The organism is Candidatus Saccharibacteria bacterium oral taxon 488, assembly GCA_010202845.1.
Lineage (GTDB): Bacteria > Patescibacteriota > Saccharimonadia > Saccharimonadales > Saccharimonadaceae > Nanosynbacter.
The window spans coordinates 643,488-664,479 of record CP047921.1 but is presented as its reverse complement, the minus strand read 5'-3'; the positions used below and the strand labels follow the sequence as shown (position 1 = coordinate 664,479).

Here is a 20,992-nt window from a genome sequence, read left to right as displayed (position 1 = left end):
AGTGGTACCCCGCACAGGAATCGAACCTGCAACCTTTGGTACCGGAAACCAACGCTCTATCCAGTTGAGCTAACGGGGCACACTAACGCGCTGATAGGAAAAGGTCCGGTGGGAAAGCGCGAAATTCATGGTACACCCGGCAAGATTCGAACTTGCGACCCCTTGGTTCGAAGCCAAGTACTCTAATCCACTGAGCTACGGGTGCACACGAGGATATTATACCACGCACCGCGCCGAAATAGAAATGATATAATGTATCACATGGAGATACGAACAGAGATTCCGTTGCAACAATATACGACGATGCGGCTCGGCGGCACAGCACGCTTTATGGCATCGGCGACGTCGGTGAATGAAGTCAGAGAGTTATATAAGAGTGCCAAGATGCAAGGTATCCCGATCTTTGTCCTCGGCGGCGGCAGTAATATCATCGCTCGCGACGAAGGGTTTGAGGGGGTGGTGCTACTCAATCAAATCAAGGGGTTTGCAGTGCTGACTGATGATGGTCAGACGGCAACGATCAAGGTTGGTGCGGGTGAAATATGGGATGAGGTGGTTAAGCGTACAGTTACCATGGGACTGAGCGGCATTGAGGCGATGTCGGCCATCCCTGGTACAGCCGGCGCTGCGCCGGTGCAAAATGTCGGTGCGTATGGCCAGGAAGTTGCTGATGTGCTCACTGAGCTAGAGGCGTACGACTCACTGACTGACCGGGTGGTAACCTTGAGCGCGGCAGAGTGCGGGTTTTCGTATCGGCATAGTATTTTTCGCGGTGAGGCGAGCGGTCGCTACTGCATTCTCTCAATTACCATCAAGCTCCATCACGCAGCGCCAAAACCGCCATTTTACGCCGGCCTCCAGCGGTATTTGACCAACATGAATATCACGACCTTTACGCCGCAGGTGATCCGCGACGCGGTGATGGCGATTCGGTTTGATAAGTTACCTGATCCGACCGAGCGACCTAATGCTGGCTCATTCTTCAAGAACGCGCTGATCGAATCATGGCAACTGAATGAACTTCGTGAACGGTATCCAGATGCCCCATCCTATGATATGCCGGACGGCCGACACAAGGTGCCAACGGGCTGGTTGATCGAGCAGGCTGGGCTCAAGGGGGCATTGCTTCACGGCATGCGGGTGCACGACAAGAACGCGCTGGTATTGATCAATGAGTCGGCGACCAGCTACCACGATCTGGCGGCGGCACGTGACGCTATCATTCAGTCAGTCTACGATAAGTTCCACATCCAGATCCAGCAAGAACCGTTGGAAATTTGAGCGCCAAAACGCTTGCGCTTATGCATATTTCCGAGTATGATGGGGGTATGAAGGGACGGGGGTTTACGCTAGTCGAGCTGATCATTGCTATTGCCGTCATGGCGATTTTGCTGGTGCTCGCGACATTAAGTTTTCGTAATTATCAGGCAGCGGCACGCGATAAGGAGCGTGAGGCCGATGTACTAGCCTTGCAGAACTACCTCGAGAGCGTCTATCCACGGGAAATTCGTGACAGTGCCGGTAACGTCATCAAGCCTGCTGGCGGCTATCCGGCGTATGTTTCTGGCGCCAGCGGTGCTGGCAAGATGACTGCGGCGCAGTTTGCAGCGGCGTTTGACGAACTGGGTGGTGCCGCCAAGACCGGCCCACTGGATCGAGAACGCCTTATTTCGGCGATTAACGGTACATTCGGTGTCAATCCGATCGCTAACGTGGGTCAGCTGTTTGCCAAGAAGGATGATTACGAAAACACCAAGATTACTAATTATCCGAACGGTGCGTACGTCTACATTGCTGGGGTTTACGGTGGCGTGTGTGACGAGATAGGTACGGCCTGTCGGCGCTATACGATTTTTTATCATTTAGAAACAAAGGAGCCGGGTAAATGGCAAGTACTCAACAGCAAACGTCTCTAAAGCATGCGGGCGGTTTCACCGTTGTCGAACTGATGATCACCTTGATTATCGCCGGGATCTTTATAATGAGCGGCTACCAACTGTATGGGGCGGTGTTGGCGCGCAATACTGAGGCTCGCCGTACGTCGGAGGCCGCCAGTATCGGATATAGCATTCTGCGTGAACGCGGCCTGTACAAAACGGTGTCTGAAGTTTGTGGCAGCGGTGCGGTCAAGACTGAACACGTGACACCACCGACCACGCCAACATTGCCGGATCCAGTACGTGCTCGAGTCGAATATTGTAAAGTGCCAAACAGCGTCGCAGTGATTCGCGTCGCAGTGATTATTACTTATGGAACGCCAGCGCAGGAGGTGGTGCATGCGACGTACATTTCGGGCTAATTCTAATCGGCGACAGCGCAGCCGGGGATTTACGCTGATCGAGATCTTGGCGATTGCGCCAGTCATTATCTTGGTGCTGGCGGGTATCATCGGCCTAATTATCAACCTTACTGGCTCATCAATGATCACTAGTGCCAGGTCACAACTACAGAGCGATGTGCTAACGGCACTTGATCGGATTGAGGCGGACGTGCGGCTCAGTACTACGCTTGAGGGAACAACCTCATCATATGTACGCATGCATAGTCTCGCTACTAGCGACAACCCCTACAGCCCGACGCGGCGTCTGATCCAAAAAAGTGATTGCGGTGTGGCGTGGGGAGCGGTTGCTATCGCTGATGCCAAGACCTATACCACTGAGTATTTCCAGAGCGGCTCGGAACTCAAGCGCAAGACAATGTATGACGGCTCATGCCCGAGCGCTAGTGATCGTATTTGGCAGTTGAACGGCGCAGTCGAAACGATTATCGACACGAGTACGGTGCTTAATTTCAAGGTCTGCAAGATCAACGACGGCACACTCAAGGTCAGCCTCGGGGTGACCAAGACCGTTGCTGGTGAAAACATTCAGTACTCCAGCCAGCGCCTCATCAAGTCAATCAATGTTCCTGCAAACGGCACTGCCGGCGCCTCGTGTCCATAGCGGGTTCGGGTGGGTCGTGTGGATAACGCCTGTTCCGAGCAGGAAGTGCTTTGAGGTACTACCTCTGTTTTTATGGCCAACGTGAGTCGAATCAGGGAATTATTCATAAAATGCTTGCGCTTTTATAATCGCTTTGCTACAATCAAGTTACAATAATAACTAACTAAAAATAGGGGGCAAATCAGAAATGATTTCTTCAAACAAAACTAAAGGTTTCACATTGGTTGAGCTCTTGATCGTGATCGTGGTCATCGCTATCTTGGCTGCTATTTCGATTGTGGCGTACAATGGTGTGACACAAAAAGCACGTGACGATGAGCGTCAATCAAATGCGCGCAACCTTGTGAATGCGGCTGCATCATATAATTCAGAGAAAGACAAGTGGCCAACTGTCTCTGAGGTTGGCTCGTTTAACACCATTAAGGTTCCGGGTACTGTGATTTCGGCAACTGATGCTAACGCTCCAAGTGAAACCGACAAGAATCATTATGGATATGAATTCTGTAAAGATGGTGGTGGTACTACGACCAATCAGAACGAGGCGACTGGTGTTCGGGTTAAGTACTGGAAAGATGTTGACTACGGCACAAACCACGTCCAAGAAGTAACAAGCGGTAAGTGTTCATAATATCCCTATACTAGGAAATAGGAAGGACATAAATAAACCCCGGCTAGTTCCGGGGTTTATTCTGTGTCATGTTACTTTCTTAACAGCCGCTACCACTACTTACTGTTTTCTCGTGAGTCTCGTGTCCATCAATTACCTCTTTCCAGTAGGTAACTTTTGCGCCAGTAAAGCCCGGCGCAGTTCCACATAGCTCGTACTTATACTTACTCCTGTCGCTTGGGCTTGGTGCAGTGGTTCCGAGGCGACTCTTTATCTGGTCGGATAGTTTGATGGTATTGAACGACCCCAGCTCTGCTATTGTCGGCCAATGACCCTTTTCTGAGTTATACACGGCGGCGGCGTTGATGATGTCGCGTGCACTGGCTAGTCTTTCACCGTCTCGAGCTTTGTTGGATACACCATTGTATGCTGCTATCGAAATAGCAGCCAAGATAGCGATGACCACGATCACGATCAAGAGCTCAACCAATGTGAAACCTTTAGTTTTGTTTGAAGAAATCATTTCTGATTTGCCCCCCAAGTTATTTAGTATTAGTTATATGGTAGCGGAAAACGCGCCGCAAGGCTAGTGGTTTGTTGCCTGATTTTTGTGTATTCTGTCGGGTCCTCTGCGGTTATCGCTGTGATAATCCACTTGGCAATCTGTTTGACCTCCGCCTCCGTCATGCCGCGTGTCGTCACCGCTGGCGTGCCGAGGCGCAGGCCGCTGGGACGGAATGGCGGTAGGGTGTCGTTGGGGATGGCATTGGCGTTGGCGGTGATGCCGCTGGCCTCTAGCCGCTCCTGAGCAATTTTACCATCAATGCCGAAGCTGCCATAGATATCTGCCAACACTAGATGGTTGCTGGTGCCACCTGTTACCAATTTCAGGCCGCCGCGCTTTAATTCATCTGCCAGAACGGCTGCATTCTTTACGATTTGCTGGGCGTATTCCGTGAACTCTGGGCGTAGCGCCTCGCCAAAGGCGACTGCTTTGGCAGCGATGGTGTGCATGTGCGGGCCACCTTGAGTGCCAGGGAAGACCGCCCGGTCAATCAGTGTTGGCAAGTTTTCCAAAGTTTTTTCTGGTCGCTTCAAAGGATTGCCGACCACACCTTTTGACAAAATCAAGCCGCCACGCGGACCGCGCAAGGTTTTGTGTGTGGTAGTGGTGATAATATGAAAGCCGTAGTCAAACGGATTTTTAGCCACGCCACCAACGATTAATCCAGCGATGTGGCTCATATCCGCCATCAACATAGCGCCAACTTCGTTGCCAATCTCGGCAAACTTGGCGTAATCCAGCTCGCGCGGATAGGCCGAGAAGCCCGCCAAGATGATTTTTGGCCGATGTTCTAGCGCCAATCGGCGAATTTCTTCATAGTCAATTTCGCCAGTCTCAACATCCTTGATGCCGTAGCGGACGAAGGTATACTCACGGGCTGAGCGGGTGACTGGCGCGCCATGCGTCAGGTGTCCGCCGTGCGCCAAATCCATCGCCAGAATGGTATCGCCCGGCTCGCACCACGCATAATACACCGCCTCGTTGGCCTGGGCGCCGGAGTGCGGCTGGACATTGGCGTGATCAGCGCCGAATAGCTGTTTAGCGCGGTCAATCGCCAGCTGTTCAATTTGGTCGGTGTTTTCTTGTCCGCCGTAATAGCGTCGTCCGGGGTAACCCTCAGAATATTTGTTGGTAAAGACGCTGCCCAGTACTTTGAGTACACTAGTTGAAACGTAATTTTCGCTTGGGATCAGTTCAATACCCCGTTGTTGCCGTTTTATTTCTGCCGCAATTAAATTGGCGACCTGCGTATCTTGCATGACACTCCCTCCTTTTCCTCTATTATAGCACTTTACAACATATATCATGTGTGATATATTGTACGCTATGAGCATGAATGACTATCTCCAAAAAATCGGCGTTATTATCACTGAAAATCGTAATCGCAAAGGCCTCACCCAGACACAACTAGCTGAGGCCATTGGTACATCACAAAGTGCCATCAATCGCATTGAGAACGGCGGTCAGAATATTAGTGTCGAGATGCTAGTGAGGATTAGCGATGTACTTAACTGTAACATCGTTACGCTCAATCACTCGGGCAAGATGAACTTTCGGGTGCATGGCGGTAAAAAACTTTCTGGTGATATATTGGTCAAAACGAGCAAGAATGCGGCCGTGGGGCTGCTCTGTGCCAGCTTGCTTAACAAGGGAAAAACGACGCTGCGTCATGTGGCGCGTATCGAAGAGGTTAACCGGATCATTGAGGTGCTCAACTCGATTGGCGTTAAAACCCGTTGGCTGCGAAAGAACGACCTGGAGATTATACCACCGGCGCGGCTGAGGCTGGAGGATATGGATATCGCTGCCGCTAAGCGCACGCGTACCGTGATCATGTTCCTTGGCCCACTACTTCATCAATATCATGATTTTCGGCTGCCATTTGCCGGTGGCTGTAATCTCGGTAAGCGCACGGTGGAGCCACACCTGTCGGGCCTGAAGCATTTTGGGATGCAGGTAGAGGCTGAGGGTGGGTACTATCATGCGCGCGTCGAGCCGACAACGGGCGATCGGATAATTTTATTGACTGAACGCGGCGACACGGTGACGGAAAACGTTATCATGGCGGCGGCTCTGTCGCCAGACACCACCATCATCCGCAACGCCAGCCCGAACTACATGGTGCAGGATGTGTGTTTCTTCTTGCAGAAATTGGGCGTGACCATTGAAGGAATTGGTACAACGACGCTAAAAATCACGGGCCGGTCGCACATCAATACGACAGTCGATTATTACCCGTCTGAAGACCCGATCGAGGCGATGAGCTTTATCGCGGCGGCCGTGGTGACTGATTCAGAAATCACGGTGCGCCGGGCGCCAATTGAGTTTCTGGAAATTGAGCTGGCAACATTGGCTGAGATGGGTTTGCAATATGAGTTAAGTGAGGAATATGCAGCCAACAACGGTCGTACTCGCTTGGTGGATATCACGCTGAAACACTCCAAGTTGGTTGCGCCAAAGGACAAGATTCACGCGCTGCCGTTTCCGGGGATTAATATGGACAACCTGCCGTTCTTGGGGCTGATTGCGACCGTCGCTAAAGGCCGGACATTGGTGCACGACTGGAGTTACGAGAACCGAGCGATTTATTTCACCGAGCTGAGTAAATTGAACGCACAGATCGAACTGGTTGACCCGCATCGGGTGTATATCACTGGCCCGACCAGGTGGAAGCCCGCTGATGTCGTGGCACCGCCAGCGCTGCGGCCGTCGGTTGTGGTACTACTCGCCATGTTAGCGGCGCCGGGCGTGTCAATCTTGCGCGATGTGTATTCAATCAATCGCGGCTACGAGGAACTAGCGCAGCGGCTTAATTCGCTGGGTGCAGAGATTGAAGTTATCACCGAGTAGCTACGGAGTGTTCTGCTATCGGCTCTATTTGGTTGTATGGCGGGCGGGAAACAGAAACTTGAGGTAATCCTTGAGCATCCGTGCGCCCGATATGATCGGTAGATAGGCCGTGAGCTGGCGATGAATGTACTGCATCAGTAGCTCATTACTAGCGACGATTTGCGCTGCTCGCCGCATATTAGCATAGAGCGAGGTGGTCTCGTCCTCTGAGCTCACACCGCTCACCTCGAGACAAGCGATTGGCTTGATATCGGCAACACCACCGTCACTGGTGGAGATAAGTAGCTTGAGATTGGCAATGTCTTTTTCCCATGATGTGCCGCAGGCCTCGAGGCCAATGATCGGCACGTTGATAGCAACGTCTGAGCCAATCGCCAGCGCTCGTCCCAGGGTCTCGTCGTAATCTTGAATGTAGTGGACACGCTCACGCAGTGCAGGGTCGCTATCGACGAGTTTGAGGATGGTCAGGAGCTGCTGATACATGTCATGATCTCCCTGATGAACCTTACCAGCAAGAATGTAGTGAGCGTTACTATCGAGCAAAATCTGCTTGAGCGTCTCTGGGCGCTCAAATGCCAGGTGTGGTCGCTTGTAATTGGCGAACCGCCGTTTGAAGTCAAATACTAGCGCGTCCTCAGGCAGGTGAACTGGATTGTTGTATTGATCCTTGCGCTTTGCGAGAACTCGATTTAATTCCAGCCGACCAGTACGCTTAAGTGATCGAATAGTGGCGGCTGGCAGCCCGCTGATTGCCTCCCGGTACTGTTCGGTTGGTAGGCCGAATTTATCAATAATGGTATGCTCACGATAGGCTTGCAGGATTTCCGGCAGTACCCATGTTTCCAGGTCGATGCCGTTGGTGATGGCGTGAAACTTGACCTTGTCGTTGTTGCGGTCGCGGAAATTTGCCACGCGGGCGTGCAGTTTGCTGACGCCATTTTTGGCTTCAGTCAGCTCAATTGCCAACAAGTTTGGTCGCAAGTGGTCTCCCCGAAATTGCTCCATCAGCCAGCAGCGCACAGCATTGCTTTTGAGGTTTGGCAGTACCAATTTTTCAAATTGCGAGCGGTGGAACTCCGGTTCAGCTGCCTGGAGTAGAGTGTGGTTGGTGTAGAGCGTGTGTTTGCGGACGTAAACAATTGCTTCATATAAATTCATGCCGTTGGCGCATAGCTCGTCCAGCCGGGCCAATGCCGCAAAAATTGTTGCGGTTTCATTGAGCTGGATGACGGCTGGCTTGATGCCGAGTAATTTCAAGGCTTTATAGCCGCCAAACCCAAGCGCCACTTCTTGGTACAGCCGGTGATCACCCGAGCCTTCGCCTTCGTACAATTGCCCAAAGTTTGGCTCTGAGATGGTAACAAATTGCGTTGAGCCGAGTGTCTTGCGAAAGACGCTGAGGCTAGCATCGGGAAAGCCGGCGGAGCTAACCGAAACCTCATCAATATAATGAAAGCCATACTCCTGGGGCGAGACCTTCTCAACGTATTCAGTTTGTGCGAGGTCGGTAATTTTTTGGTGCGATTCGCTGCGGTAAAATGGCGTCACCGCCACAAATGGCACTTCTAGCTTTTCGGCCACCCGTCGAGTATCTGCCGCCAATACACCCAAGCCGCCGCCGCCCTTAATGCCGTTGGCTTTGTCATAAATTTCCATTGTCCAGTAAACGTACGGCCGTGACTCAGACAGTTGATGCGTCAGGCTGCTGCGCTCAATCACGTCATAAAATTCGGAGGCGTCTTCGATGTCCTGTGGCTGGTATGGTGAAGTGTTTGTGTATGAATATGAACCCATGATGCCCTTTTTCGCGGATTGAAATTATCTTACATTGGTGCGGGTGGGGAGAATCGAACTCCCATCTCAAGTTTGGAAAACTTGCATACTAGCCGCTGTACTACACCCGCGAGCTTGCACTATTGTACCAGAAAGATGCTATAATGTGAACATGCCCTGATAGCTCAGCTGGATAGAGCAGAGGACTTCTAAGCCTAAGGTCGTAGGTTCGAATCCTACTCGGGGCGCCAGGAATGATCAAAGGAGGGTCATATGGATGCTAGTGGTAAACCGCGAATGTCGCGTCGGTTAGTTCAGCGGTTAATGGCGCATCGGCCACGGACGCAGCCAGCGTTTGGTAATACCGGTCGAAGTCGTCGAGTGAGTGACCGTAACTGCGATCGCCAGCGGATCGGGAATTATCAGTCATCAGCGCTGGGCGCGCGTGGTTATGTACCATCGGCAAGCACCGACGATATAGCGGAAGACTATGACACGACTAGCGACGTTCCGCTCTCTAATCGTACCTTTGTGGGCAATTCGCTGCGCCAAGCGGAACCATCGTCATCGGCACAAAATACACCGCCGTCTCGCTCCACTAGCGAGGGCGGTACCGGTTGTCCGTCGCCATCATCGCCTCGATTTCAAGAGCCGCCTTCACGCGGCTATAACCCATTTTCATAAACAGTATGATTTACCAGGCATACTAAAAACCCCAGAAAAACTGGGGTTTGATAATTCCTTGGAGGGCCAGGAGGGGCTCGAACCCTCGACACCCTGCTTAAGAGGCAGGTGCTCTAACCAGCTGAGCTACTGGCCCAATCAGTCCAGATTATAGCATAATGAGCGGTAAAGGTAAACATAGCGTCGCACCTTTTGCTACGGACAATGCTTGGGGCGAATGATGGGGCTCGAACCCACGGCCTCCGGAGCCACAATCCAGCGCTCTAACCAACTGAGCTACATCCGCCAAGCTTCCCGATTATACCACAGGCGGCTACCATCCTCAAGGCGCTCGACGCGCCCATGCTGATTTGCTACAATCAAACAATGAAATCTCTCAATGGTGCAGAACTCGCGTCGTTTATCAAGCAGCGTCAGGCCAAGCAAGTGCGCATGCTCCGCCAAGCGCATCACATCCAGCCGCGCCTCGCCATCGTCACTGATTCGGACAATCCAGTCATTGCTACCTACATGCGCCTCAAGCAGCGCTATGGCGCAGACATTTTAATTGATGTAGAAATTTGTCGGGTGGCGACTCGTCACCTACCGGAGACAATCACGGCACTGAACCAACGCGATGACGTCCAGGGAATTATCGTCCAGCTGCCACTAGCCGAGCCAGAGCAGACCGAGCAAATTGTGCGGTTGGTGGCACCGGAAAAAGACGTCGATGGCCTCAATTCTGAGCGAACGCTGTTTGACCCGGCGACACCGATGGCCATTAATTGGCTGTTAGCGGGCTATAGCGTGGAGCTGGCTGGTAAGAAGCTGGCGATTGTCGGGCGTGGGCGGCTGGTCGGTGCGCCGCTGGAGCAGATGTGGCGAGCGTCGGGACTGGACGTAACGGTATTTAGTAGAGGCGATGATTTATCGCGACTACACGAATATGACGTCATCGTCACGGCAACCGGCGTGGCAGGACTGATTCAGCCAGATATGATCCGACCTGGTGCGGTGGTGGTTGACGCAGGAACCGCCTCGGAGGATGGTAAGATTGTTGGTGACGTGGCACCGGCGAATCGGACGCGCACCGACATTCACTTGACACCAGAAAAAGGCGGCGTCGGCCCGCTGACGGTGAGCGCATTGTTTGATAATGTGATTACGGCGTGCCTGCGCCGGGTTAATATCCGGTAGAAACTCACGGCTTTGTAGTGACTGATTTGACCTGGGCGACGACTTGGCGCGGGGTGAGGTTGGCCTTGACAATGTAGCCTTGGATGCCGAGTGAGCGCATCTCGCGCGGGGCTTCTTCTTCGCCGAGGTTAGTCAGTACGATAACCGGTATGGTCTTGCCCCACGCGTGTGAGCGAATACGTCGCAAGGCCTCGGCTCCGTCCATCTCTGGCATCTGGATATCAAGTAAAATGACATCTGGACGAAACGATTCGACGAGCGCCACGCCAATTGTGCCATTACTCGCTAGTCGTACGTCAAACCCGTCTGCCTCGAACTTCATTCGGTACATCTGACTGATCGTCGCGTCATCTTCAATGATAGCAATTTTAACCATAATTGTATTATAGCAGGCAGTGGTGTATTGTAAAACTAGCACTAAAAGGTGGGCAAGATGACAATAGAGCAGCGTGAAAGCGTAACTATTCAGCCAGAGCGGTATGGCCAGGTTGAGTTGTCAGAGCGCAGGGCGGAACTTGAGATGGATCGGTGGCGGATTCATCCAGTGCCGACGTATGACCGATATCAGACGCAATCCCACGAGAAGGTAGTGGTGGAGCTAGAAAAGCTGACTGGTATGGGCTTTCATGGTGATTGTGATCTTAACGCAGCGATTGGGCGCCAGCGAACGAGGATTGATGATACCAATCCAGCGACACGTGAGTTGATCGCTCGGGTTCCTGGCGTCGAGGATTGGCTGGAACTGATACCGACGGCGTCGGCACTAGACTTGTTATATGATCCGAGCATTGAGCAATTAGCGAATGGCAAGCCAGTCTCGCCAGAGGTGCGCGACTGGGCCTGTAATATTTTGGATGCGCACGGTATTCGCAGTCGCGGTGAAATTGTTCAGGCTATTCTTGCCAGGCACGTTATTGATCAAGCGTCTCTGGGCGCCACAGAGCAGCAGTGGGTTAGTCTAGCTTGCGGCGCTGCTCAGCCGGTTTGTCATGCGCTCCGGCACATCAAAGAGAATGGTCATGCTGTGCCGCGAGTCACACTGGTTGATCTTGACCGGTCGGCACTCAGGGCCGCAAAAACGTATGCTCAGGCAATGAAAGTCAAGCAGTCTATTGATGTTCGCTGTATGAATATTCTGCACCCTCAGGGTTTAGCCTTGCCCGCAGTAGACGCGCAAACGAACGTGGCAGCTCGAGCACTGCGGCGGCAGATTGGTCTTGAGGCAGCCACATATGATGCAGTCGATGCCGTTGGAATTTTGGAGTATGTGTCCGAGGTGCTTTCAGATGAAAGTCCGACGGCGTTGCAGGTTAATGCCGCAACTTTTCTAGCTAATGCTGTCCAACTGGTGAAACCCGGCGGGTTGCTGCTGGTTGGTAATATGCGTGATACGCATCCACAGCTAGGCTTTACGCTTAATGTTGTGCAGTGGCCACATATCCAGCCTCGGTCAATCGAAACAATACAGCGGATCGCGGGGGCGGCGTGTCTGGGTGATTGGCAGGTCGATGTATATTGTCCTGATGACGGCGTCTATGCACTGTATGCTATGCGTAGACCAAAGGTTGGTGGTACACTAGAAATATGACGAGGGAGTGGGCGTGGAAATAGCGGGGCTGATCATTGCCGGGGTGATGTCGCTGGTATTTGGCCTTATGGTTGTGGCTCATCAACCACGCCAGCCGGCGACCAGATTCTTTTTTGTACTGACGGTTGGCATTGCGCTGTGGGCACTGGGTATTGCGGCGTTTTTAGCGACTAATGTGCTGGTGGCGGCACTAATATACCTGAGGATATATTACATCGGAGCAGCGCTGATCGCGGTAGCCATGATCTCGGTGGCGGCTCATATCGGCTCCCGACGAACGATGAAATGGTTACCGGCCACTGCTTGGGTGTTATTTGGTATCGTCACTACGGTGATTGTTGTGCGAGTTGATTGGCTGATAGCACAAGTGGTAGTGGATGAGCATACCGTCGTCATCCATCCGATCGGTTATTTCGTTTATATGGCATATTTCATACTGCTGTTTTTGGCGGCACTGGTAATTCTCGCGTATCAGGCTCGTCGTCGCAGTGCGCTTCTGGTGCGCTCTCAGCTACGGCTTATTTCTCATGCGTACGGGATTGCTGGTGGCGTGGGTATGGTATTTAATTTGCTGCTACCAGCTGTCGGTCGCTACGATCTCATTTGGGCCGGTCCGCTGAGCACTTTTATTTTTATACCGCTGGCGTATCTGACAATTGTCAAGCATCGTCTCTTTGGTCTGAAAGATGCGGCGGTGCGAACGATTGCATATGCGATGTTGTTGAGCTTGTTAGCGATCGTATATTACGCGGCGACGTATATTATCTCGGCGATTGTCAGTGCGCTCAGCGGTCACGACATCGGTGGGATACCGGGCTTTTGGGGCGTGCTGGCAGCATTGTTTTTAGGGTTTTTGTTTCAACCGACCAAGCAGTTTTTTGATCGCCTGACCGACAAGTTGTTTTATCGACAGGATTATACCATTGAAAGTTTTATCAACGAGATTGGGCAAATTTTGCTGCACACAATGGGGCTGCGGCTGCTGACGACTCGATTAGCGGCGTGCCTGACGCGGCTCCTCAAGGCTCGTCAGGTGATCTTTGCGGTCTATGATGACGGGCACTTTCGGATATTTGGCTCACGTGGACATACTCGTCCGCCGCAAGTGGACCTAACGGGACTAGCAGTGCAACACCAAATTGAACAACTTGATGACGTAGCGGTGGTCGAATCATTGCCAGAGCAGCTACGGCGGACGATGAAACTACAAAAACTGGCTATCGTCATGACATTATCGCTGCAAGAAGACATCGTTGGTTTTGTGCTGATCGGCGAAAGTCAGAAAAATAATTATGTCGAGCGCGATCTCTCAATGCTTCGGGCGGTGCGTGGTGAGCTGGCGATTGCGATTAAAAATGCTCAGTCGATGGAGGAGGTGAATGAGCTGAATGCCGAGCTGCAGCAGCGTGTCGAGGCGGCGACGCAGGAACTGCGGATGAGTAATCAGCAGCTACAGCGACTAGACGAGGCGAAGAATGAATTTATTTCTATGGCGTCGCATCAGCTGCGGACACCGCTAACCAGCATCAAAGGCTATCTCGACATGCTACTCCAGGGTGATCTCGGCCCAGTTCGTCCGACCCAGAAAGCTGTTCTACGCGAAGCCTTTTCCTCGAGTGAGCGCATGGTGCAATTAATTAATGATTTTCTCAGTATCTCTCGCTTGCAGACCGGGACATTCACTATGAATCGTCAGCCGGCTAACCTCGGTGATATTGTACAAAGTGAAATGGCTCTGCTGAAGATTGTGGCCAAGCAGCATAACATCACTATTTCGGTGCATATTGACGATGATATTCCGACGTTGCCGATTGATGCCGAAAAACTCCGCCAAGTCATCATGAACATGATTGATAACGCAATCTTTTATTCTAAAGAACGAACGACGGTCAAGGTGTCACTCTGTTGTGATACGCGGGAAGTGGTGTTTACGGTCGAAGACCAAGGTATCGGCGTGCCAAAAGCTGAGCAGTCTGGCGTGTTTGGTAAATTCTTTCGCGCTTCAAATGCTCGCAAGCGTCGTCCTGACGGCACGGGCGTTGGCTTGTTTTTGGCGCGTAAAGTCGTGCTGGAGCACGGCGGGGCGATGATTTTTACCTCGAAAGAAAACAAGGGCAGCACGTTTGGTTTTCGTCTGCCACTTGATAGGACGGCCGCGAACAAGAAAAAGGTGACAAGTCGCTGAGAAATATTGATTATCGGAACAGACTAATAATACCCGTGATAATCACGATAACGATGATGACTATTACTACGCCGATGCCGACACCACGCAATAATTTTTTGCGTTCATATAGCCACTGACCGGCCGACGAGCGGCTGACCGCCTGGATGCGCGTGACACTGGGCCGAGTTGTTGCGGCGTCAACACCAGAGTATTTCTTGGAGCGCTTTTTCTTCTGCTTTGCCATAATAATATTGTACCATGAAATACCCCTCGGGGTGCGAGGGGTATCCACGTCAACCAAATTTATGATTATACGTGACGTCGACTGATGAGGTAGGCGACTCCAGCAGTGAGTAGGGCGCCAAGGCCCAGCCCACCAACGAGCGTGTCAGTGGCGTTACCGGTCCGTGGCAGTTCGCCAACGGTCGTCGGTGCGGCAGGTGGGTTGGTGGTTTGTGTGCCGCCCGAGGCTGAAGGTGACTGCTGATTATCGTTGGTCGATGGCTGCTTCGACTGGTCTGGCGTTTTTGGCTCAGGTTTTGGTTGGGGAGCTGGTTGGGCTGGGTTTGGTTGTTTTGGGTCAGCCGGTGCTGGCTTTGGTTGCTTTGGCTGTGGCGTTGGCGCTGGTTTCGGTTGGGGAGCCGGGACCTGCGGCTTAGTCACCTCTATAGTAGCGCTGCTGCAATTGCTATGACCCTCAAGCGAAGCCTGCTCGCTCTTGAGGCAGGTTGTGCTGGTCAATGTGCCCGCGACGTATTGTTTAACGACTGCGTCAATAGTAAATGTTTTTGACTCATTTGGCTTGAGCTCACTAATCAATGTCTGCCAGGTATTATTCTGAATTGTGCCACCAGACGCCTTTAGATAGGTTACACCTTGTGGTGCGGCATTGGTGGCGTACGTATCCCGCAGCGTAACCGTCCCCGTGTTGGTGATAGTTACCTGGTAAGTGAAGGCCTCGTTGACGGCGACTGTCTTGTGTTGCGCACCATTGACGGTAGTCTTGACGGCAAGCGCTAGAGTAATTTTCGGTGGTTTATCTGGCTTTGGTTCAGGTTTTGGTTGTGGTTTTGGCTCAGGCTTTGGTTGTGGAGCCGGGGTTTCGCCAGGGACTGTGGCCTGTTTGGTGCAGGCATCGCTGGTCACCATCTCTTCTTTGCCGTTTACGTCAACGACGATAAAGGCTTTAACCGTGTACGTGCCTGGTGCGAAGCCCTTGAATTCGTTACCAGTTCGGTATACTTCTTTGCCGCTGGCGTCGTAGACTTTGTAAATTGTTGTCTTATAGGTTGCGCCACCATGAGCGGAATATTTGACTGAGAACTTGAAACTAGTAGCTGAAAACTGATCAATACTGAGCGCATTACAGCTGTAAACTGGCGTAGGTTTTGTATTCGTTGGCGCTTGAGTATTGGTGTTGGCGGAGTGATCAGAATCTAGCGCCCATAATGTAGTTGGCACTGCCGCTGTAACTGCGACTACCGCTAAAACAGTGTAGTGACGCAGCGATAGCGAGCGGAATAGTGATGATAAGTTTCGCATAGCTTCCTCCTTTATCCTCATAACTCTATGTAGCATACACCAAAATGTTGTAAAAGTCAATTTTTACCACAGCCAACAACCGCGGCTGATCTCTAGACAAAATATTGCCAATCTGCTACAATACAACCTGTTTGATGGCCTCATCGTCTAACGGTCAGGACACCAGGTTTTCATCCTGGCAATCGGAGTTCGATTCTCCGTGAGGTCACCAATAAAGGATTTATCATCCATTCGGATACGGAACAGCTCGTTTACCTCTGGTAGCGAGCTGTTTTTGTGAGTTCCAAATTTTATTTCATCATAGGTTGGGACTTTATTGAAGATAGCGGCGAAAAAGGCGGCTTTCCGCAAGGGATTACAGAGGTCAAGCAGTAGTTCTGGCAGGTGTTCCAAAATATATTTGGCGTATTGCAAGACTTGGTCAAATTCGGCTTGTAGGTTGGGCTGATTGGCGATTTCTTTGTCTAGGTTTGCTAATTCGTTTTCGGCGCTAATAATGTCTTCCTCTAGGTACGCAAGTGCCGTTTCGCTCGTAACAACGCGCATTCTGTCCACGGTCGCCCGAATTTGGTTTTGCAGGCTCTGGCGGTGCTCTAGGCGCTGCTGATTGGCTTCTAGCTGCTTTGCTTGGCGTTCGCGCCACAGCTCGGCAATAGCAGCGATAATGTCGTCAACGTACTCCGGCTTTACGGTAATAGTCCGTACAAAATCCTCGAGCGTCTTGTCGAATTCGGGCTTGGGTACGCGAAAATAATGCCCGTTGCGACTACAATGATACGCCGGATAATACGCGCCCATCTTGCCACGCGAAGCGCTGCCAGAAAGAGTTTTGCCGCACTTCGGACAAGCAACGACCTGTTTATACGGATATTCTGGATTGTAAATTTGTTTATTTTTCAAATGCTCCGGCACGGCTCTACGCTTGATGGTTATCATGTCGCGACTGTCAATCTCCACAAAAATCCGCCCGCGATTCGCTTCATTAAAAAGCTCGATGCTAACCAATCCATCAAACTGCGCCTTGACTGGCTGGTCATGCGTCCATTTTTCTTTGATGATGCCGCAATAAACCAGTTTACTGGCGTACTGGTCGATCATTTTGGCGGTCATTTGCTTGCCGCCAATTTGCCACTTAATTTTGGTTCGGTCGTATTTGTCGCGCACAATCGTAACGCGCGAGCGAAAGCCCATAGAATTTAGTTCGTCGGCGATTTGCTGATTGGTATAAATATGAGCGGCGCGCATTTCAAAAAGCTTGATGATAAACTTCGCCTCGTTCTCATCAGGCTTCAAGATCGTACGTCGACCATTTTTTGTATCCACCTTGACACTACGAAAACCATAGTGCGGACGACGCATCCAATAGCCTAGCTGAGTGTAGCGAATTTCCGCGCCAATCATCCGGCTCATGATGTCGCGCATCTCGTCTTTGGCGCGCTCTGCCTCCAAATACTCCGACTTTTGCGTCGGGTTAAACTCGCTCCAATAATACTTAAATCCAGTGTGCTCCAGCGTGTTTATTTGCTGCTTGCCAATCACGCCGTACATATCCTCAAGGGCGATGCCTAGGCGCGTCAACTGTCGTTTCAACGGCGAATAATAATCTCCGCCACCGCGCGTAAAACGGTCGATTGACTTAATCAGCACAACTTGAAAACCTTTGCTTTTGTCCTTGCAAACGTCGATTACTTTTTGCATCGGCTGCGTTTCGTGTGACGCCGATTCAAGCAAAATAATCGTCTCGGTAATTATGATATTGTGCGCCTTGGCGTAAGCTTCGCCTTGTTCGCGCTGGGCCTCGGGCGAGTCGCCATCAAGACCTTGCTTGTCAGAAGAAACCCGTATCGCCAGCAAACCAATTCTCGGCTGATTATTTGGAGACATTTTTATCATCCTCCAGTATCGTAATTAGCTTTTTGGCAAACGCGCCATCTTCGGTGATTTTCTCGACGATTAAATTTGCCACCAGCCTAATCCGCTGCTCGGTCGTGAACGAAAATTGCTTCATCAGCGGGGCTTTTGGTTTATTTTTACTTCCTTTTGGTCGCGCCATAATCCCTCCTGTCGCGACTCGTCATAACATCAACTAGACTTGAACTGCTGCGGACGCCCGCGTCCAGAGCGCTCCTGCAAATCCTTTTCAATCAGCTGTTTCAGCTCCTTGTCGCCAACCGTCGCTAGCGCCTTAAGCACCAATTCGGTCAGGCTCATGCCTTGGCTATAGGCAACGGCTTTGGCTCGGTTGCGCACTTCTTTTGATGTATCGATTTGTAGCTGAATTCTTGATTGGCTCATTAACCCCAGTATACTACACGGGATGATAACCAAAAAGCGCTACTGTTTGAAGCCTAGTTTTTCGTGTTATTAACGAGCCAGTTTTATGATTAAACCTCTACTTAAATTGTACTATTTGTACTACAAATATTCAATAGTTTTTAGCAATTTTATGATGTAAAATATACCGAATATCGATATACAGTATAATTCATCCATAAAAATACTGTTATATATTGCTATTTTTCTCTTCTTTCTATATAAATATACTAGAAAGGAATCGTGAAAGGCTGATAATGAAAATAGACAAACGTTCAGCGCTCAAGCAGGGACAGATAGACATCCTGGAAACGTTATACAAATATCGGTTCGGTAGTCGTCAATTGTTGGCAGATAGTCTGGGTATTAAGTCGGGTTCAAATTTGTTTGAAAAGTTGAATGTACTGATGAAACATGGTTTTGTGGCTAGACGATATGACAAAAGCTATAAATTGCGGGGTGTGCCGGCAGCGTATTATTTGACACCAAAAGGACTTAAGCAACTGCAATTGATTTACGGCAGCGAACGCGTTACCAACGCCATCATCAAGGCGAGCTACCGCGACAAAGTCGTTGGTCAATCATTCGTTAATCATGTAGTTAATGTGTATTCGTGCACCAATAAACTACAGCACCAATATCCACCGCTAAAAGTATTTTTGCGGCGCGAAATGGCGCTTTATAGCTATTTTCCGGCTAATCCGCCCGACGCATTTTTGTCGCTCAAAACAGCCGATGGGTTGCGGCGATTTTTCTTTGATGTCATACCTAAAGACATGCCGCCTAGCGCCATCAATCGCCGTCTGGTAAATTATATGGAATTTTTCGATGATGGCGGCTGGGACGCGACGAACAGCAACCTACCGAGGTTCTTATTTTTGCTGGAAAATCCAGCCACAGAAAACCGCTTGCGGCGCGCTGCTCATGCCGTGCGCAGTCGGTTTGACTTGGATGATGAAGTTGAGGTATATACAGCGACGGCTGAGAACTTGGTGCGTGAGAGTTCTGCTATTTGGTCGAATATTGACGAGTCTGGTGAGCTTCTTTCATTAGATGAGTTGTAAAATAATCTAAGGATACGTATATGTCAATCGGCCGTGCGATGGTTGCAAGGCGCGCCCTCCGGCGAGCTTGCAATGGTCGCACGAAAGCCGCCGCGTAGCTTCTAGGACTAGGCTTATTTCGCAAATGATAGACAGGTGGCGCGTTTTGTGCGCCAGCGCAGTACGCGCTAGCTGGCTTGTCTTTTTGTGAAATAAGATAACAATCCATCAACTAATCTTGCCAGCTTCCAACATAAGCTCGTTCATTCTTACATCCGCTCATCTTGACTGCGCCAGCAAGGCGTATGTCGAGTGAGCGGGGTAAGTATGGACGTTGCTATATTTAGTATAGAAGTTAAGGGCTGAATGAGACCGCCCCCTACTGTCTATTGATAATATTAGAAAAAAATAATACCATATAATAAACCATATGGTCACCCATAAGAAAAGCAAGCGTATTTACATGAACCGTGCCTTAACCCTAGAAGAACGTACACAACAAGCCTATAGCAATAATAATGAACAATATAATCCTGGTGTTTGGTTTTACGACGTAGAAGATCGTTTTCGTAAATTCGAATATAACGGTATATGCTATATAGCAAAACGATGCGATCGAATCAAGGCTAGGGATGAGTTAAATAAGTCAGCTCGCACCAGTAAGATTATCGACGGCACAAATATCTGCGGGATGACTCTACGAGTAGTAGTGCCTGATATAATTGATGTGGTGGGAAATATTAAACAAGCGTACTTAGTTTTGCCATTTATAGGTAAGGACTTAAATACATTATCCTATGAGGCAGCCTTTCCTAAGCTGGAAGCCAAACAATACATTGAAATTATTGAATTCCTAATGGGTCGCGGCATTGTACACTCAGGGTTCCTGCCGCGCAATATTATAGAGGTTAATAACGAGATGTATTTGCTAGACCTCGAGGATGTTGTGCTTAGCAAGCTAAATATGCCAGTTCGACTCAATCGCTTGTGGTACACGAACTTCTTGCTAAACTGGAGCTATTTATTTGATAGACATATCCTTGAAGAACTATTGAGTAAGATAATTGAATATAAGTTAGAAGAACCCCAACTTGTTCGTTATGAGCAAACATTCAAAGATATGACAGGATATCTTACTGATAATAGCGATTTACGAAATATTATTGAACAGATCGTATTCGACGCAGAGATGCCCGTACGATCAATGCAAAAACACTGCATTCGCCCAAACGATCTAGGACATCTTATTGCAGATATATATCCAACCGAAATTGACATACTTCATGACATTTCAGCATGTGTAGTACGACGCCGTAATGAAGCGAGGTACCGAGTGATCAATCGCTTTGAGTCAATACTTGTCAGGCAATGTTGGTCTAGCGGTGATCGTGAAAAAATAGACCATTATGTAATGAATGGATTACTTGCGCTTATGGATGATAACTTATCTACTAATGCCATAGCGAGCGCCTCACACCAGCAGACTCCTTTGGCGGCAATAAACACAATCGTAGAACAATCGCCCTCAAGCTTAATATCTCTATACACTAGGTCTAAACTGGATGTCAATAATATACGTGAACATATCGCTACGATAATACACGATGCAACCAATATAAAGTCAGAATCTGATCTGCAAACAAAAGCAGCGGAAATAATTGTAAAGCTGCAAAAGAAAGGAAACCACAAAATTGCGTAATACGAGGAAACTGGGTGAGCATTTTACCATACAACAGGCGCAA

The 20,992-nt window shown here is 50.1% G+C and carries 21 protein-coding genes, 7 tRNA genes and 1 pseudogene; 15 read left to right on the top strand and 14 right to left on the bottom strand.

Annotation, left to right across the window (positions count from 1 at the left end; genetic code table 11):
- Positions 1-2: 2 nt before the first annotated feature.
- Positions 3-79, bottom strand: a tRNA-Arg gene (locus GWK78_03500).
- Between the two features lie 49 nt (positions 80-128).
- Positions 129-205, bottom strand: a tRNA-Arg gene (locus tag GWK78_03495).
- A gap of 47 nt (positions 206-252) precedes the next feature.
- Between GWK78_03495 and murB the strand changes: the two genes are divergently transcribed.
- The 5 genes from murB to GWK78_03470 all read left to right on the top strand — a co-directional run bounded on the left by murB (position 253) and on the right by GWK78_03470 (position 3,570).
- On the top strand, positions 253-1,281 hold the full coding sequence (murB, locus tag GWK78_03490; GenBank protein ID QHU94063.1) for a UDP-N-acetylmuramate dehydrogenase: 1,029 nt from the start codon (positions 253-255) through the stop codon (positions 1,279-1,281).
- A gap of 47 nt (positions 1,282-1,328) precedes the next feature.
- Positions 1,329-1,916: a prepilin-type N-terminal cleavage/methylation domain-containing protein gene (locus GWK78_03485; protein QHU94062.1), complete on the top strand. Its 588-nt coding sequence runs from the start codon at positions 1,329-1,331 to the stop codon at positions 1,914-1,916.
- A complete protein-coding gene (locus GWK78_03480; GenBank protein QHU94061.1) occupies positions 1,886-2,299 on the top strand; it encodes a prepilin-type N-terminal cleavage/methylation domain-containing protein in 414 nt (137 codons plus the stop codon). Before GWK78_03485 ends, GWK78_03480 begins: the two co-directional genes overlap by 31 nt.
- Positions 2,277-2,942 (top strand): hypothetical protein, encoded by a 666-nt coding sequence (locus tag GWK78_03475; protein QHU94060.1) that lies wholly within the window; start codon positions 2,277-2,279, stop codon positions 2,940-2,942. Before GWK78_03480 ends, GWK78_03475 begins: the two co-directional genes overlap by 23 nt.
- Positions 2,943-3,129: 187 nt before the next feature.
- On the top strand, positions 3,130-3,570 hold the full coding sequence (locus GWK78_03470; protein QHU94059.1) for a prepilin-type N-terminal cleavage/methylation domain-containing protein: 441 nt from the start codon (positions 3,130-3,132) through the stop codon (positions 3,568-3,570).
- 79 nt (positions 3,571-3,649) lie between these two features.
- On the opposite strand, the gene GWK78_03465 is transcribed toward GWK78_03470, so the two are convergent.
- Both GWK78_03465 and GWK78_03460 read right to left on the bottom strand, forming a co-directional pair.
- Positions 3,650-4,072 carry a prepilin-type N-terminal cleavage/methylation domain-containing protein gene (locus tag GWK78_03465; protein ID QHU94058.1) on the bottom strand — a complete coding sequence of 141 codons (423 nt, stop codon included), beginning with the start codon at positions 4,070-4,072 and terminating at the stop codon, positions 3,650-3,652.
- A 29-nt stretch (positions 4,073-4,101) separates the two neighbouring features.
- Positions 4,102-5,373 carry an aminotransferase class I/II-fold pyridoxal phosphate-dependent enzyme gene (locus GWK78_03460; GenBank protein ID QHU94057.1) on the bottom strand — a complete coding sequence of 424 codons (1,272 nt, stop codon included), beginning with the start codon at positions 5,371-5,373 and terminating at the stop codon, positions 4,102-4,104.
- Between the two features lie 67 nt (positions 5,374-5,440).
- Between GWK78_03460 and GWK78_03455 the strand changes: the two genes are divergently transcribed.
- Entirely contained in the window at positions 5,441-6,964 is a 1,524-nt protein-coding gene (locus GWK78_03455; GenBank protein ID QHU94276.1) for a UDP-N-acetylglucosamine 1-carboxyvinyltransferase, read from the top strand.
- Between the two features lie 24 nt (positions 6,965-6,988).
- Here GWK78_03455 and glgP read toward each other — a convergent pair whose 3' ends face one another.
- The gene (gene glgP, locus GWK78_03450; protein ID QHU94056.1) at positions 6,989-8,758 is read right to left on the bottom strand and encodes an alpha-glucan family phosphorylase; all 1,770 of its coding nucleotides are present in this window, start codon (positions 8,756-8,758) and stop codon (positions 6,989-6,991) included.
- A gap of 35 nt (positions 8,759-8,793) precedes the next feature.
- Positions 8,794-8,868 (bottom strand) — tRNA-Gly (locus GWK78_03445).
- Positions 8,869-8,911: 43 nt separating this feature from the next.
- On the opposite strand from GWK78_03445, the gene GWK78_03440 reads away from it, so the two are divergent.
- Positions 8,912-8,988 (top strand) — tRNA-Arg (locus GWK78_03440).
- A gap of 22 nt (positions 8,989-9,010) precedes the next feature.
- The gene (locus tag GWK78_03435) at positions 9,011-9,421 is read left to right on the top strand and encodes a hypothetical protein (protein QHU94055.1); all 411 of its coding nucleotides are present in this window, start codon (positions 9,011-9,013) and stop codon (positions 9,419-9,421) included.
- Between the two features lie 59 nt (positions 9,422-9,480).
- Here the strand turns inward: GWK78_03435 and GWK78_03430 are convergent.
- Positions 9,481-9,557, bottom strand: a tRNA-Lys gene (locus tag GWK78_03430).
- A 73-nt stretch (positions 9,558-9,630) separates the two neighbouring features.
- Positions 9,631-9,707, bottom strand: a tRNA-His gene (locus tag GWK78_03425).
- Positions 9,708-9,787: 80 nt separating this feature from the next.
- Here GWK78_03425 and GWK78_03420 point away from each other — a divergent pair.
- A complete protein-coding gene (locus tag GWK78_03420) occupies positions 9,788-10,597 on the top strand; it encodes a hypothetical protein (GenBank protein QHU94054.1) in 810 nt (269 codons plus the stop codon).
- Between the two features lie 4 nt (positions 10,598-10,601).
- Here GWK78_03420 and GWK78_03415 read toward each other — a convergent pair whose 3' ends face one another.
- Positions 10,602-10,973, bottom strand: coding sequence for a response regulator (locus tag GWK78_03415; GenBank protein ID QHU94053.1), 372 nt, complete (start codon positions 10,971-10,973; stop codon positions 10,602-10,604).
- A 57-nt stretch (positions 10,974-11,030) separates the two neighbouring features.
- On the opposite strand from GWK78_03415, the gene GWK78_03410 reads away from it, so the two are divergent.
- Both GWK78_03410 and GWK78_03405 read left to right on the top strand, forming a co-directional pair.
- Positions 11,031-12,185 carry a hypothetical protein gene (locus tag GWK78_03410; protein QHU94052.1) on the top strand — a complete coding sequence of 385 codons (1,155 nt, stop codon included), beginning with the start codon at positions 11,031-11,033 and terminating at the stop codon, positions 12,183-12,185.
- 13 nt (positions 12,186-12,198) lie between these two features.
- Positions 12,199-14,370 carry a hypothetical protein gene (locus tag GWK78_03405; GenBank protein QHU94051.1) on the top strand — a complete coding sequence of 724 codons (2,172 nt, stop codon included), beginning with the start codon at positions 12,199-12,201 and terminating at the stop codon, positions 14,368-14,370.
- A 10-nt stretch (positions 14,371-14,380) separates the two neighbouring features.
- On the opposite strand, the gene GWK78_03400 is transcribed toward GWK78_03405, so the two are convergent.
- Both GWK78_03400 and GWK78_03395 read right to left on the bottom strand, forming a co-directional pair.
- A complete protein-coding gene (locus GWK78_03400) occupies positions 14,381-14,596 on the bottom strand; it encodes a hypothetical protein (protein ID QHU94050.1) in 216 nt (71 codons plus the stop codon).
- Positions 14,597-14,661: 65 nt separating this feature from the next.
- The gene (locus tag GWK78_03395; GenBank protein QHU94049.1) at positions 14,662-15,894 is read right to left on the bottom strand and encodes a DUF11 domain-containing protein; all 1,233 of its coding nucleotides are present in this window, start codon (positions 15,892-15,894) and stop codon (positions 14,662-14,664) included.
- Between the two features lie 136 nt (positions 15,895-16,030).
- Here GWK78_03395 and GWK78_03390 point away from each other — a divergent pair.
- Positions 16,031-16,105: transfer RNA gene (locus GWK78_03390), tRNA-Glu, on the top strand.
- Positions 16,106-16,521: 416 nt separating this feature from the next.
- Entirely contained in the window at positions 16,522-17,094 is a 573-nt protein-coding gene (locus tag GWK78_03385) for a hypothetical protein (protein ID QHU94048.1), read from the top strand.
- Between the two features lie 351 nt (positions 17,095-17,445).
- Here GWK78_03385 and GWK78_03380 read toward each other — a convergent pair.
- The 3 genes and pseudogenes from GWK78_03380 to GWK78_03370 form a co-directional block, all read right to left on the bottom strand.
- Positions 17,446-17,787: pseudogene (locus tag GWK78_03380) on the bottom strand (recombinase family protein).
- Positions 17,765-17,947 carry a hypothetical protein gene (locus GWK78_03375; protein QHU94047.1) on the bottom strand — a complete coding sequence of 61 codons (183 nt, stop codon included), beginning with the start codon at positions 17,945-17,947 and terminating at the stop codon, positions 17,765-17,767. Before GWK78_03375 ends, GWK78_03380 begins: the two are co-directional and overlap by 23 nt.
- Positions 17,948-17,976: 29 nt before the next feature.
- Complete coding sequence (locus tag GWK78_03370; GenBank protein ID QHU94046.1) at positions 17,977-18,189, bottom strand: hypothetical protein; 213 nt, start codon at positions 18,187-18,189, stop codon at positions 17,977-17,979.
- Between the two features lie 275 nt (positions 18,190-18,464).
- Between GWK78_03370 and GWK78_03365 the strand changes: the two genes are divergently transcribed.
- The gene (locus tag GWK78_03365; GenBank protein QHU94045.1) at positions 18,465-19,271 is read left to right on the top strand and encodes a hypothetical protein; all 807 of its coding nucleotides are present in this window, start codon (positions 18,465-18,467) and stop codon (positions 19,269-19,271) included.
- A 409-nt stretch (positions 19,272-19,680) separates the two neighbouring features.
- Positions 19,681-20,949, top strand: coding sequence for a hypothetical protein (locus tag GWK78_03360; protein ID QHU94044.1), 1,269 nt, complete (start codon positions 19,681-19,683; stop codon positions 20,947-20,949).
- The last annotated feature ends 43 nt before the right edge of the window (positions 20,950-20,992 follow it).